This is a genomic window from Fusibacter sp. 3D3 (assembly GCF_001748365.1).
GTDB lineage: Bacteria > Bacillota > Clostridia > Peptostreptococcales > Acidaminobacteraceae > Fusibacter_A.
Window position 1 is genome coordinate 1 of record NZ_BDHH01000002.1, and the last position, 15,553, is coordinate 15,553.

10 protein-coding genes are annotated in these 15,553 nt (G+C 38.2%); 1 reads left to right on the top strand and 9 read right to left on the bottom strand.

Annotated features, from left to right (window positions below; all coding sequences use genetic code 11):
• The 9 genes from F3D3_RS01940 to F3D3_RS01975 all read right to left on the bottom strand — a co-directional run.
• Positions 1-1,295: hypothetical protein (locus tag F3D3_RS01940; RefSeq protein WP_139131992.1), on the bottom strand; the 1,295-nt coding region annotated here is incomplete at its 3' end.
• A gap of 14 nt (positions 1,296-1,309) precedes the next feature.
• A complete protein-coding gene (locus F3D3_RS01945) occupies positions 1,310-2,647 on the bottom strand; it encodes an S-layer homology domain-containing protein (protein ID WP_069870723.1) in 1,338 nt (445 codons plus the stop codon).
• A 461-nt stretch (positions 2,648-3,108) separates the two neighbouring features.
• Positions 3,109-3,246 carry a hypothetical protein gene (locus F3D3_RS23970; protein WP_175438259.1) on the bottom strand — a complete coding sequence of 46 codons (138 nt, stop codon included), beginning with the start codon at positions 3,244-3,246 and terminating at the stop codon, positions 3,109-3,111.
• A gap of 345 nt (positions 3,247-3,591) precedes the next feature.
• Complete coding sequence (locus F3D3_RS01950) at positions 3,592-5,262, bottom strand: formate--tetrahydrofolate ligase (RefSeq protein ID WP_069870725.1); 1,671 nt, start codon at positions 5,260-5,262, stop codon at positions 3,592-3,594.
• An 88-nt stretch (positions 5,263-5,350) separates the two neighbouring features.
• Positions 5,351-6,103: a formate/nitrite transporter family protein gene (locus tag F3D3_RS01955; protein ID WP_069870727.1), complete on the bottom strand. Its 753-nt coding sequence runs from the start codon at positions 6,101-6,103 to the stop codon at positions 5,351-5,353.
• A gap of 90 nt (positions 6,104-6,193) precedes the next feature.
• Positions 6,194-9,010 (bottom strand): AAA family ATPase, encoded by a 2,817-nt coding sequence (locus tag F3D3_RS01960; protein ID WP_069870729.1) that lies wholly within the window; start codon positions 9,008-9,010, stop codon positions 6,194-6,196.
• Between the two features lie 99 nt (positions 9,011-9,109).
• The gene (locus tag F3D3_RS01965; RefSeq protein ID WP_069870730.1) at positions 9,110-11,152 is read right to left on the bottom strand and encodes a urocanate hydratase; all 2,043 of its coding nucleotides are present in this window, start codon (positions 11,150-11,152) and stop codon (positions 9,110-9,112) included.
• Positions 11,153-11,369: 217 nt separating this feature from the next.
• On the bottom strand, positions 11,370-12,980 hold the full coding sequence (locus tag F3D3_RS01970; protein ID WP_069870732.1) for a carbon starvation protein A: 1,611 nt from the start codon (positions 12,978-12,980) through the stop codon (positions 11,370-11,372).
• A gap of 24 nt (positions 12,981-13,004) precedes the next feature.
• Positions 13,005-13,550: a hypothetical protein gene (locus tag F3D3_RS01975; protein WP_069870734.1), complete on the bottom strand. Its 546-nt coding sequence runs from the start codon at positions 13,548-13,550 to the stop codon at positions 13,005-13,007.
• Between the two features lie 217 nt (positions 13,551-13,767).
• Here F3D3_RS01975 and F3D3_RS01980 point away from each other — a divergent pair, with 217 nt between their 5' ends.
• Positions 13,768-15,186 carry a sensor domain-containing diguanylate cyclase gene (locus F3D3_RS01980; protein ID WP_069870736.1) on the top strand — a complete coding sequence of 473 codons (1,419 nt, stop codon included), beginning with the start codon at positions 13,768-13,770 and terminating at the stop codon, positions 15,184-15,186.
• The last annotated feature ends 367 nt before the right edge of the window (positions 15,187-15,553 follow it).

Sequence of the window (15,553 nt, forward strand, 5' to 3'; positions counted from 1 at the left end):
ATCCCACCCCCCTTTAGGGTGACGATTGCCCTACCTTCGAATATTTGAGTTTTAGGGATGCCGTAGTAAGGAATCGTAAAGCTATATGCCATGCTCTGGCTAAGGCTTGGATAAAAAAATTGCGACTTTTTTTGATCCTTTTCATAGGTGGAGAGTTGAAGCTCCACGGATAAAATATCTGTCTGCTCTACATTCAGTACTTTTGTGTTTAAAGTAACTGGGATGCTGATTGAATTTTGTGTGTCCTCGAGCATGATTTCGGGTGGTGAAGTTATGATTGCGGTTGCTAGGGGATTGAGGTTTTTCTCGATTGTCACTTTTGTCTTTGCAATAACGGTTGAGGTTGCATCAACACTAGTGGTGTCCCAAGCACGTTCATATCTTGCAGATACTTTGAGCCTAACATCATATGTTCCCACTTCAAGAGAACTGCTAAAGGGGGTTCCGCCCTCACTTTTAGTTGCCAGTGGTGAATAATTTAAATCGCTTGTTTTTTTGTATTCCCAAATATAAGAAAGTGGTTTTGTCTTAGACTGAAACGTGGAGTCATTACCATCGAGTACAATCGTTTGACCTTCTTTAAAAACATGATTTGCTCTTTCGGCTCTTTCGCCATTCACAGTACCCATAATTTTAGGGACTGGAATCATGGGTTGTGCATCAAATGGCAACTGAATGTTATAATATTCTTTTAGAACTTGTTCTTTTGTCGTTTTTGACCATCCAATCCCTGAGCCTATAAATTCATCATAAGTTTTATAAACAATACCGTCAAAAGAAGCGTTTCCATTTGTTACGGTCATTGAACCACCAAGAACATTGTTTCCAGTTACTTTAGTTAATACAGCATCTAATTTAATAACACTGTTATCCGATGCAAAAAATTCACTGATTTCTTTAACTGCTGTTGGATCGTTTTGAAATTTTGATTTAAAGGTGTCATAAACACTTGTTATGTTTTCACTTTTAATACCGTTATCGTCGGATACTGGGACATGAAACTTTGTTTCCACCCAAGGGGTACCGTCAAGTCCTGTATGATCTCTTTCTTTATACTGCTCCATTTTAATATAGGCATCATAAGGATGACCGTTTTGTACTAGGGTCGCTTTAAAACCGATGGTTCTATATGCTGTTCCATTTGTTACTTTAGGAACGTCTGTTGAGAAGTCGAATACGTTCAAATTTCTAAAATAATCTGCCACTTTAACACTTTTATCATCTAAAAAATTTATTCCTGATAGAAGCTGTAGTAAAATGAAAAATATTAAAATCAAGCTTATCTGTTTTTTCATCTAATTCAACTCCTTTAATTTAACGGACTCAAAGGGATGCAATCGCTTAAATAAATTTTTTTATAGTAAGTTTCTTCTTTATGTTCCCATTCAAATTGGCCATTACCCGCAAGGACACCCACTAATACTTCTTGGTCAATATAATACCATTGATCAATATTAAGATTCTCAACGTCTGCCATTATAGCTGTTTTACTTGGTGATTTGAATATAAAATATAGTCGACCTCTTACTCTTATCTCATGGCTAGAAGCGCTGTAAAGCAAAGATTTATCAGTGACAAAACAACTTTCTATAACAAGAGTATCACTCATCATTTTAGACATGTGTGATTTAACAAGTTCATCTGCTCCAAATGAATTAGTTAAATACCATCTAAGATTTTTTTCATGCTGCACAAGGTCATCAAGATATGAATAATTATAAAGCACCTTCATAATGCCTGTTGCCGTTTCATAGTAAGAGTCAACAGCTTCTTTCTTTGCTTCATAAGTGTCATAACCTAAACCATACCACTTGATATTGATAAAATCATCGTAGTAATAAAAATCATCTAATGAACCCCCAAACTTATTGTTTTCATATTGTCTGAGTTCAGAAAGCACTTGTTCTTTATTCATAACGGGTTTGCCATTTTCAAAGGGTACATTTAGAGTTGAAAGACTTTCTTTTGGCCATAAAGGATAAACTGTTACTCTTGCACCATTTTCTACTTTAGAAGGATTCGCCCTTTTTTCAACATCTATAACCCTCTCAATCACCACACACGAAGCCCCACGCGTCATAAGACCTTTAGCATCAAAGTGATTCGAATTACCAGTAAACACGCCTTTTTGAAGCATACTGTAAACACTATCTCTGTATGCGCTTTCGATTTGGTCATGGTCAAAGATCACTTGGTCGAGAATTGACGTGTAACACTGGTCATACTGAATCCCCTCTTTGATCTGTAATGCTCTATAAAGTACTGTTGCGGATTGTTCTCTTGTGATTTCATTTGTAGCATCGGCCATGGGCTCACCTGTTTTAACAAGTCCAAGTTCGTACGCCCTTTTCATAATCGGCATATCCCATGATTCACTAGAGCTTGCACCTTGAACAGTCTCATTCATGGCTTTAAGGGTTAGAGATAAAAATTCAACATTGCTAATGGTTTTATCAGGCTTGAATGTGCCATCAGGATATCCTGAGATTACGCCTTGGCTGACAAGTGAAGTGACGAAGGGTTCTGACCAGTGACCTTGGATGTCGGTGGGGGTGGATGATGCAAACGAGGGTTGTGCTACGATTATAATTTGTGTTAGGATGGTTAGGGTTAATAGGGTTGTGGTTAAGATTTTAGTGAGTTTCATAAGGCATTCTCCTCTTTGATCTGTTTTTTGGGTGGTCTTTATCACTTTATAATGTAGTAGGTGGGTATCAATGGGCGAGTGCGACAAAATAGCGATGACACTTACGTCACTCTATAGCTCTATTTCTCATCGTGCTCAACTTTTGACTTTTGACACTCTAAACCATGATTTTGTATCCTCACAATACATTTCAGTTCTCCATATACACATCTTATTCTATTTAATCATTTTGGGTTAAATTCAAACTGCCGCATAATAGAAGATATGTTATTTTAAGTATATCATGTTTTCTCACAGGACATCAAGCTATTTTTAGCATTTTTTTACATTTAAAATTGCAGTAAATCTCATTTCATCGTCGACAATTCACAAAAACTCGTTAAGAAATAGCCTCGCTTCTTCTTTTTATATTGCCCATAGAACGCAAAATAGAGACGTCCCGAAGGCATCTCTATAAGGCACTATTTTCTATGAACTTGGGTATGTATGCCCGGTTTTATGCGAATGATCTCACCTGTACCCTCGTCTTCTATTCTAGGTTCTGGTTTATAGCAAACATTTTCCATGATCCAAATTCTTGTGTAATCTTCATGATGCATACAATTCTCCTTTAAAATTTAGTCGTATTGTTGTGTAACTACTATTATCTCTTAACAACAAACGCGCTTTTTTTAAAGTATATCACAGGTTATTACAAAAAAGCAACAAATACTTAACAGTTTTTTACATTTCATTTGCAATCTTTAAGAAGTGGAGGATAATCTCCCCCAAGGATTATATAAAAAAGACTCTAAATCAACAGCCACCAATAAAGACTTAACCTCTGTTGGTTCTGTTAATATAGAGCCTCATTATCATAACGTTTATTCTTTACAACTCACTCTTATAACTCAAGTTTAAAGCCTAAAGTCCAAAAGATCAGCTGCGTCAAGACCTTCTATAGACTAGAACAACCCGACGATCTCGCCATCAGATAAAATATCAATCTTATTAGCTGCTGGCACTTTAGGAAGGCCTGGCATTCTCATAATATCGCCTGCCATCGGAATGATAAACCCTGCACCTGCAGATACTTTAATATCATTGATCGTAATTTTAAAATCCTTTGGTGCACCCAATAAATCTGGATCATCCGAAAATGAATACTGTGTTTTTGCCATACAAATTGGTAAATCGCCAAGACCATCTTCTTCAAATTTCTTGATTTTTTTAAGCACTGCAGAGGTAAAGTCCACGCCATCTGCTCTGTAAATTTCTTTCGCTATAATTTTAATTTTTTCAATGATTGGCAACTCAAGCTCGTATAAAGGTTTAAAGTTTGCCACTCCAGACTCTGCAATTTCAACGACTTTTTCAGCCAGCTTGATGGCACCCTCCCCGCCTTTAGCAAATACCTGTGTCAGCACTACAGGAACACCAAGAGCCGCACATTTTGCTTCTAGCAAGTTGATTTCTGCTTCTGTATCCGTTGGGAATTCGTTGATAGCAACCACACAGGGTACACCGAATTTTTTTACATTCTCTATATGTCTTTGAAGATTTTCAAAACCCTCTTCGAGTGCTTTTACATTTTCTACTGCTAAATCGTTTTTACCAACACCACCATGTTTCTTAAGTGCTTTTACAGTGGCAACAATAACAGCTACACTTGGCTCAAGATTCGCGTAACGACATTTGATATCAAAGAATTTTTCAGCCCCTAGGTCAGCGCCAAATCCCGCCTCAGTGACTACATAATCTGCAAGTTTAAGTGCTGTTTTTGTTGCCACAACAGAATTGCAACCATGGGCAATATTTGCAAATGGCCCACCATGTATAAATGCAGGTGTGTTCTCAAGTGTTTGAACAAGGTTTGGTTTAATCGCATCTTTTAAAAGCAATGCCATTGCCCCCACAGCCTCTAAATCTTTCGCCGTCACAGGCTTGTTCGCATAAGTGTAACCAATGATCATTTTAGAGAGTCTTTCTTTTAAGTCATCAAGGCTATTCGCAAGACATAAAATCGCCATCACCTCTGATGCAACAGAAATATCAAAACCATCCTCTCTTGTGACGCCATTCGTTTTCCCCCCTAAACCCACAACGATATTTCTAAGCGCACGGTCGTTCATGTCCAACACACGCCTCCAAGCGATTCTATTAGGATCAATTCCCAGTGGATTTCCTTGATGCAAATGATTGTCTATAAGTGCTGATAAGAGATTGTTCGCCGTGGTAACCGCATGAATATCGCCAGTGAAGTGAAGATTGATGTCTTCCATAGGCACAACCTGAGCATATCCACCACCAGCAGCTCCACCTTTTACGCCAAAACAAGGTCCTAAAGAAGGCTCTCTTAAAGCGGTGAATGTTCTCTTACCGATTTTATTAAGACCCATGCTCAAACCGACGTTTACAGTGGTTTTACCTTCACCGGCAGCAGTTGGGTTAATCGCCGTTACCAAGATGAGCTTGCCGCTTGGCTGATCTGCTCTCTCTTTTAAAATATCTAAACTCACTTTTGCTTTATAGTTCCCGTAAAGCTCTAAGTCATTTTCACCGATACCTACTCTACTTGCAACCTCTTTAATGTGAAGCATCTGAGCTTCTTGAGCAATTTGAACATCTGTTTTCATCTTTGTTCTCCTTTCATCATTAGGGGCGCACACCAGCCCAACCACTATTCATATTCCATCATATAAGGTAACTCCACACATTTCAATACTATTTTTTGTTTTTAAACATGCCATAGTAAAGTACTGGAAGAATCACCCCACCTCCAATGATATTGCCAATCGCAACTGGCACCATATTGCCTAAAAATTCAGCCAGACTAAAATGAACCCCCGCAAACCACCCTAGGCTAAAATAAAGCATGTTTGCCACACAATGTTCATAACCAGAGAAGACAAAAAGTGTAATGGGGAGCCAGATGAGCACCGCCTTACCACCAGCGGAATCACTTGAATAAGAAATCCATACCGAAATTGCAACCAGTATGTTACATAGAATGCCTCGAGCAAGTGCAGTCCCAAAACTCAATGCCACTTTTGCATGAATGACCTTTTCAATAACCAGCAAAAATTCACCTTGATCATAACCGCCCACGTGCACTAAAAAAGCAATCAAAATTGATCCGATGGCATTAAAACAATAAATTTTTACCCAATTTGAAAAAACATCAGACCATTTGGATTCACCATGCATTGCCGAGAGACTCATCAAGTTATTACCTGTGAAAAGCTCAGCACCGGTGATTAGGATTAATAAAAGGCCAACAGGAAACAAAAACGATCCAACAAGCTTTCCCACACCTGCTGGTTGAATGTTCGCAACTGCCATAAGATAGCCAATACTTCCAAGTGCAATATAAGCACCTCCAAGAATCCCTGCGGCTAGTGTTTCTCCATTTGTCTTTTTTGTTTTTCGGGTTCCCGTGTGAATCACGGCACCATATACCTCATAATCTACTTTCATTAAAAAATGCCCCTTGATTTGTTTATTTAAACTCATCATAAGGGCACTAAGTCCATTTTACGTCTTTTTAATATTTCTACCGTCTATTTCCTAAAGAGCACTTCTTATTTTCTTTTTAAACTGGTTCACCAATCGAATCGTCTCAGGGGTATTGATCATCTTAGAATGTTGTTCCGCCGCTTCAATAAAATGCATAGATCTTTCACTTTCGCCTTCTTCCCAATAAAGCATCGCTAAATAGCACTCCGCCTCACTTCTTCGCCAAATCGTATCGATTGCATCAAAGTGTTCTATTGCATCTTCAAAATATTGCTTGGAAAGCATTTTCTCACCCATGTTATAAGCGATCATCCCTGCATTGGTATTAAAAATAGAAAGTCCTCTAAAAATATTGTAACTTTCGCAAATCACAATGGCGGCTTTAACATACTCAAGTGCTTTTTCAAAGTTAGATTCACGTCTATAAGTCTCTGAAATATAATTATGTGCCGCTGCAATATTGAGTGCATACTTAGCCGTATTCATTAAGGCCTCAAACCCCTCAATAGACCTTTCAAAATGAAGCCTTGCACTTTCATAATCGCCTTTCATCATGCATTTAATCCCTACAAGTCTTTCCAAAATTGAGGTCTTCTTGGGATTCTGCTCCATTTCAGATAACCAGCTTAACACTTTTGCCATAGTCTCTGAATCCTCAACTTGAATACAATAGTAAACCCATTGAATATAAGCCTTCCAAAGCATATCCTCATCCTGATTATTCTTAGCGAGTTGTATCAACTTTTCCACCATTTTGATGCCCGTGACATAATGTCCCTGCCTTACTAAATAACGCGCATACATGTGGAGATACTCCATTTCAAGTGCATCGATTTCATCATTTCTTTCCTTTTCCTGTTCAATTAGAAAAGCAATTTCTCTAAAAGTCTTGTCAGGCGAATGCTCCAGTTTCAAAGCCGTTTGATTATTAATCTCTGGATAGAGTTCATGTGAAAAATCAAAATAAGTCTTGAGATATCTCAGAAAATATTTAAGATGCTTTTGATAATTGCCTGCAGCTTGATAATGATAAATCAGCTTTTGAAAAATCAAGACATCCTTCTTATTGCCAACGAGCATTTCTTCAAGCGTATCCGCTATTTTATTGTGGAGGATTTTGCGTTTGGGAAGCGGAATCGCCTCATAAATATACGTTCTCAATTTATGATGTGTAAACCGATAGCGTATATCCTCTTCCCCTTCATACTCTTTTAAAATAAACTTATCCTTAAGCTCCTGAAGATGATCTATCGTCTCATAGGGTTCCTTCGCATAGAGCTTTAGTAAAAGATCAAATTCCAGTTCATCAAAAAACATGGCTGTGATGTTGAGAATTTTCATGGCCTCTTGAGAAATCCCTATAAAGCGAGCCGCTAGTATGTCCTTGATCCTACGGTTGAGTTTTTCGTCTATACCGTTGATATACTCCACCACAAAGAAAGCGTTGCCCTCTGTTTCCTTATAAATTCTGTTCTTTGAGTCTTCGTTCAGCTGACCGTTCGTTAAGTAATCGATAAAATTATAGGTGTCTTCCCTAGTAAAACGATCCAAATTTAAATCTCTAATCAAACCGTATTTATGCATAATCGCCATGAACTGATCTATCTTATTGGAATATTCATTGCGCATAGTGCCTATAAAAGTCACGTACTTGCAATGAAGCATAATACTGATAAGCAATTTAAGACTGGTCTGATCCATCCACTGTAAATCTTCAAAACCCAGTAATATTTTTTTTCGAATGCCAATATCATCTAAGAGATTACAGATGATCTTTTCAAGGTAGTCATATTTAATCGTCTCCAAATTTTCCATTCTTAACTGTTCCTGTTTCTCAATAAAGCTTGGAAAAACACGCGACAACATCTGCTGAATGGGCAGTGAAAGTTCAATGGAATGCGCCTTGATGATTGGCGCTAATTGAATGAATATCTCATTCCATGGTTTAAAACCAAACTCTTCTTCCATCTGATAACAATTGGCTTTTAAGATATAAAATGGCTGAAAATTAGAGCGTTCAAAGCTCTCTTCCATGAGTTTAGACTTGCCAACGCCAGCCTCCCCCATGATCACAATCCCTTTACGTTCCTTTTCTTTCACAAATGCATCTAATTGCTTTAAAATCAGCTCTTGTTCAAGCTCTCTTCCATATAGTGTTTCAGCACTTTCTTCATCTACGCGCTGATTGATGAGTTCATAATAGAGCTCACGTGTATCTTTATCAGGCAGGATGCCCATTTCTTCATCAAGCAGTGTTTTGATGCGCTGATATTCTTCCACAATAGGTTTGTATTGATGCTGCAAGTGGTAAAGCTGCATTAAAAATCGAGTGACTTGTTCGTCAAACTCATCAATTTGTCTCATAATAAGTGCGGTTTCAAGTGCTTGTTCAAGCATGCTTGGGTCATTTTTTTCAAGAATCCCTTTTATGAACCTAGAACCCAAAGTCATAAATTTTTGATTTAAGGTGGCTTCTGTTTCCACAACCCACTGTTCAAACTTTTCGGATTCTTTTAAAATGAATCCATCTAAAAATTTGCCTTGATAGACTTTAAGAAATTTCAGATCATCAAAATCGTAATCTAATATTAGAATGCGGTTTTCCTCAAGTTCGATGATATTTTTATTGGGACAATGAAAGATATCGAGATCTAAATCCTTTTTTAAGCGATATAGACTATTTCGAAGATTTTTCTTGGCAGTCTGCTCATCCGTATCCGACCAAATTAAAGCGACCAATTCTGAGCGGGTCACTCTTTTTTGCACGCCAATATAGTAAAGTATCGCTTCACTCTTTTTTAGTGAAACATCAACAGCTTTACCCTCTATTTCAATATTCGGTTTTCCTAAAAGATTAAGTTTTATCATAGGCTTCTCACTTTATCAATATGAGTTTATAGATTTCAAGTCTACTTTAGATAAAAAGGCTGCTTCTCGAACCTCGATTAGCAGCCATTCTGGTTAATACTATTTTCCACCTTTTACATAGTGTTTGTCAACTAAAGATTGTACTAAATCCTCTTTTGGAATGAACGGCAGTGTAATATGATCTGTCGGTCTTGAATCATTGTACGCCATAGACGTTTCAAGCGCATGCTCATTTCTTGCCCAAGCACGTCTTGCAACGCCCCCCATTACATCAAATGGCATCGCATTTGAAAGAATCTCATCTACGCGCTCACTGCCATCAAGCACCATGCCAAAGCCACCGTTGATGGATTTACCGATGCCCACACCCCCACCATTGTGAAGTGCAATCATACTCATGCCGCGAGCTGCATTCCCTGCAAATACATGTGTTGCCATTTCTGCCATGATGTTCGAACCGTCTTTAATATTGGATGTTTCTCTGAAAGGTGAATCTGTTCCGCCAGTATCGTGATGATCTCTACCGAGCATCACAGGTCCGATTTCACCATTTCTGATCATTTCATTAAATTTAAGGGCTATTTTAAGTCTGCCAAGCGCATCTTGGTATAAAATTCTCGCTTTTGTACCCACCACTAACTTGTTTTTCTCTGCATCTCTGATCCAAGTCCAGTTGTCTCTATCTTGAAATCTTCTATTAGGATCTATACATGACATCGCCGCATGATCCGTTTTTCTAAGATCTTCATCTTTACCCGTCAAGCAAACCCATCTAAAAGGACCGTATCCATAATCGAATAAGATGGGGCCCATGAGATCTTCGACATACGATGGCCAGATAAACCCATCTAACTCATTGACTCCATTTTTACAAATCTCCGTCACACCTGCATCGAACATCGCCTTCATAAAGCTGTTTCCATAATCAAAGAAATAAACGCCTTTGCTCGTAAGTGCTTTAATCGCATGATAATGTCTCACAAGTGTCTCATCCACGAGTTTAACAAATTTTGCTTTATCTTTGCTTAATAACGCTGTACGTTCTTCAAATGAGATGCCCACAGGACAATACCCGCCATCGTAAGCATTATGGCAAGACGTTTGATCTGATAGCAAATCGATGTGAACGTCATTTTCAACTGCATATTCTAATAAATCCACGATGTTTCCAAGGAATGCTATGGCTGCTTTTGTGCCCGCAGATTGATGCGCTTTAGCACTGTCAAAAGCCTCTTTAGGGGTTCTTGTGATTTCACTGACCCAGCCTTGCGTATGACGTGTTACGATTCTGGATTCATCCACTTCGGCGATGATGCCCACGCCACCAGCGATTTCAACGGCTTTACCTTGTGCCCCACTCATGCCTCCAAGACCCGAAGTGACAAACAATCGGCCTTTTAAGTCTTTATCTTCTGGGATGCCCAGCTTGTCTCTCCCTGCATTTAAAAGGGTAGAATAGGTGCCGTGAACAATCCCTTGAGGTCCGATATACATCCAGCCACCAGCAGTCATTTGACCATAAGAAGCGACTCCAAGTGCTGCGCCACGATTCCAGTTATCCATGTCGTCAAACATGCCGATCATTAACCCGTTTGTGATGATGACTCTTGGCGCATTCTTAGGTGATTTAAAGAGCCCAAGCGGATGACCCGATTGAACCACGAGCGTTTGTTCATCCGTCATAGCTTCTAAGTAACGTTTAATGAGATGATACTGCATCCAGTTCTGACACACTTGTCCTGTTTCGCCATAAGTCACAAGTTCATATGGATAAAGTGCAATCTCAAAATCTAAGTTGTTGTCAATCATCACTTGAATGGCACGCCCTTCAACTGTATTGCCCTTGTAATCATCAATCGATTTGCCCTTGATTTCAGTTTGTGGTCTAAAGCGGTAGCCGTAAATACGCCCCATAGTTAAAAGTTCTTCTAAAAATTCTTCTGCTAAAATTTCATGCCATTCTTCTGGAATATAACGCAATGCATTTTTAAGCGCCAATGCAGTTTCCTCTTTTGATAAAGTAAACTCACGCTTAGGTGCTCTACGAATCCCCTCTACGAAATTGGGCCTTTCTGGTAATGTTTTAAAAACATCCTCCAATTTAACGCGCATTGCTTTTGAAATATCCGAATTCTTAATCATCTTTATACCCCTCCATGTTCAATTCTATTAATCACATTGTAGAGGTGTAACGTCTATTTTTAGTCTTCTTTTTCTCAAAAAAAAGTCGATATGACGCCATTTTTTATTTTTTTCAAAAGAAAAAGCACCTCACCTTGCTCTGTTAAGAAACAATCTGCGAAGTGCTTTTCCAAATATGGGTTAATGTGTGTTTGGCTCATTAAACAGTGCTCTCCATTTACTTTTGCTTTTCAGCAAGAGGTGTTTTTCCTTTAAAGGCACTAATGGATTGTTGAATAAGGACTAATGCGAGTACAAATAATGCTACGGAGAAAGACAAAAGGATTACATTTGTTAAATTCGTTAAAATTAACTGAACAAGCGCCGCAAGGGTTACTGCGAACATAAAGACCATCGGTATAAGCACTTGTTTGTACTCCTTGCCCATCTCTTTTAACCATACTGCAAGTGCAAGTAATGCAAGTGCTGCTAAGAGTTGATTTGCCGAACCAAATAACGGCCAAATTTGTGCCCAGCCATAGAATGCTAAAGACCCTCCAAAGACCACTGTGATCCCTGTTGAAACATATCTATTTGTGATGCCTTTTTCAGATACTTCTTCTCCATTTGTGAAGAACTCTTGAAAAATAAATCGTGCAAGTCTAGTTGCCGTATCAAGCGAAGTTAAAGCAAACGCTGAAATTGCAAGTGCTGTAAAACTCTTAGCGGTTTCAAACGGAAGACCAAACGAAGTCATAAAAGTGCCCAAACCATCTGCGAAAACATTTACGGGGCCTCCATTTGCAAGAAGGTCCGCAAACTTATCCGCACCGATATAACCTGCAGTAATAATCGCAATAACCGCTAAAACACCTTCGATAAGCATTGAGCCATAACCGATGATGCGAATGTCTTTTTCTGAATCAATTTGCTTAGAAGTCGTTCCAGATCCAACGAGTGAATGGAAACCAGAAATAGCACCACAGGCTACAGTTACAAATAGAATCGGGAACAATGTCGCTTTCCCAACAGTGAAGCTTGTCACTGGTGCCAATTGCATAGATGGCCCCATGATAACGATACCGATCAAACCACCTGCCAACATCGCATATAATAGGAAAGAATTTAAATAATCTCTAGGTTGTAACAAAATCCAAACCGGCGTAACACTTGCCACAAAGATGTAACCTAAAAGGATCAGCATCCAAATTTCTCTTGAGAGCGAAATTGGGAACAAGGTGCCTAGATAAATACATACAAAAAGTGCAGCCACACCAATTATAGAACCTACCATCAGGCTCACACCTCTTCTGTAAACAAAGTATCCGAAGAGTACTGCAAGCAAGATAAACATCATTGAAGATGATGCCGCAGCTGGTACTGAAACGAAAGTATTTGCAACGATGTTTGTAAATGCCGCAACAACGAGTAAAAGTGTCAACCATGCAAACACTGCAAATAATTTTTTGCCTTTATCTCCTATTGATGTGTGAATAACTTCGCCTATGGATTTACCATCGTTTCTGACAGATGCAAAAAGCGAACCCATGTCATGTACACCACCAAAGAAAATTGAACCGATGATGATCCATAAGAATACTGGAACCCATCCAAAAATAGCTGCAGAAATCGGACCTACAATTGGCCCTGCGCCTGCGATAGAAGAAAAATGATGACCTAATAATACCGGTGCTTTCGCTGGCACATAATCGACGCCGTCCGCTAAACGATGCGCAGGTGTTTTAATGCTTTCATCAATACCCCACTTTTTCGCAAGAGATGCACCATATGTGACATAAGCAATAAAGAATAGAACAATAGCAACTAAAATCATTAACATTGCACTCATTTTGTTCATACCTCCCCAAAATTTTTATATTGAAGTCGTTTGACTTACAATCTTATCAATAAATTTCCCGTGAAGTTTTAGAAGTCTCTTAAGTTCTTTTTTACCAAACGGGTTAGAAACGCCTTTTTGAGTTGTGGTATCAATCAATATGATGCTCCCATTTACCCAGCCTTCAAGACCAAATTTAAAACTTTTATAAAATCTAAATCGCTTTATAGCGCTTATAATTTCACTATGTTGAGGCAAATCTACCTCAATGACATAATACATAGATGTGGCCATATGGTCTTTGCTCTCCGCCACAAAATCCACATGTTTTTTCTGAAATAGGTCTTTTATAACCTCTATTTTTTCTAAAGTTAATTCATCTACTTTTTCGTAAAATAGGACTTCATTATTTTCAAATGCATAGTACTCCATTTCTTTTTTGAGTGCATAAGCACAATTGCGTTCGTTATACCTTGCAATAAAGTCACAAGCATATTTTTGTGATGATAAAATATCGTAATATGTGCCTAAGCTCTCTTTTAAAAACGGACCGAATCCAATACTTCTCGCCATAGTTTCCAAGGGTTTCCTCCTCCATATGAAATGTTTAAACTCATTCTATATAATTTTTTATAAACATGCTGATTTTGTGAACAAATTGTAACTTTTCATGTTTAAACTGCATATATTGCGTTTGTAATATTACATATTATTCCAAATTAATTTTGAAGGTCATCCTTTCAAGATTCGCATATCATGATATAATGTAAAAAAAGAAACTTATGTGAGGCCTTATTTTATGAAACAAAAAAATCAAATCAGCATTTTAATCTCAACGATCATATTGATCGGGATTTTAGCCACTCTTTTTCTGAGTTTTTCAACTTACAGCAGTATTATAAGAGATGATATTTTGAACATCTCTAAACTGAGCTCTACCAATATTTACTCTGAGATTGATAACGAACTCACCAAACCTATATTTGTGGGACTGACCATGGCCAATGATACCTTTGTGAAAAACTGGTTAGTCCAAGAATCCACACGTGCGGATTCAGAAATCGTAAGTTATCTTGAAGGCATTCGTAACAAATACCATTATCACTCTGTCTTTCTCGTTTCAGACCGTACGAAAAAATATTTTCACTACAACGGCTTATTCAAAACCCTCTCCTCAGAAGATCAGCATGATGTTTGGTATCATGATTTTTCGAATCAAAATAAGCTCTATATTTTAGATGTCGATCAAGATGAAGTCGATCATCAACTTCTGACCATCTTTGTCAATTGCAAAATATTAGACGATTCAGGCCGTCAATTAGGTGTTACAGGTGTTGGTGTTGAGATGGGCTATGTTCAAAATCTATTATTAGACTTTGAACAAAACTATCAATTGGAAGCTTTCTTAGTGGATGAAAACGGACTGGTTCAGGCGCATACAAATGCGCCTTTCATTGAAAATAGAAATATCAACGATGAAGCACTCTATAAAAATCTCGGTCAAAGGCTATATAACAAGACAGACAGCATCAATGTATTCGATGGCGCATCTGCTCATTCTGGTCAATACATCATCAGCCATTATATTGAAGAACTCGATTGGTATCTCGTGGTGCGTAAAGATACTTCCATATTGACAGAATCCTTTAACAAACAACTTTACTATGATTTCTTTATCATAAGCCTTGTACTTGCATCCGTCATTTTCATCGTTACACAAATTATTAAAAAGCATGAGAAACAATTGAATGAAATGGCACTTGTGGATTCTTTAGGCATACTGACCAATCGAAAAGGGTTTGATAAACGCCTTAAAGAATTACTCGCTAAAAATGAGGCACCGTGGTCTGTTTTTATGATGGATCTCGATCATTTTAAACAAGTGAATGACCTCCACGGACACATTCAAGGTGATAAAATATTAAAGCATGTCATGACCATAAGCAAGAACACCCTCTCTGATCATTTGATCACAAGGTGGGGTGGTGACGAACTTAGTGGGATCATCTATACCAAAGCGGCAGAAGCCGAGAGCCTACTGGAAAAGCTGAGACAAACCATATCCTCAGACGTCATGTTAATTGAGTTCAATATTACAGTGAGCATTGGCGTATCAGAAGCGACAACCCTTGATACTGAAGATACCATTATCAAAAGAGCGGATAAAGCGCTTTATCAAGCGAAGAGCGAAGGGAAAAATCAGGTTGTGAGATTATAAGACAAAACTTCGTTTTGTCTTACCCGTTCTCGTCTAACCGCTCAGAGCAGATTAAACATTCCCGCTCTAAGCTGGACGAAAACTGATGATTCACACATAAACAGGAGGCCCTATGGGCCTCCTGTTTATGTGCATTCATAGAATACGATAAATCACTTCACTAATTGAAATATTTAACAAACCCATCTATTTTAGTGAGTCCTCCGTTTATTATAACAACGTACTTGCGTTTGTTTATACTTCTAGGGGCTTTAGAAAATTCAATATAATGCTTATAGCCTTTGCTTTCAACTTTATGTACAGATTTTTCAACAGTCACCCATTTGCCATTTGTTAACATTATTTCGATTTATTTGTGTCTATCACT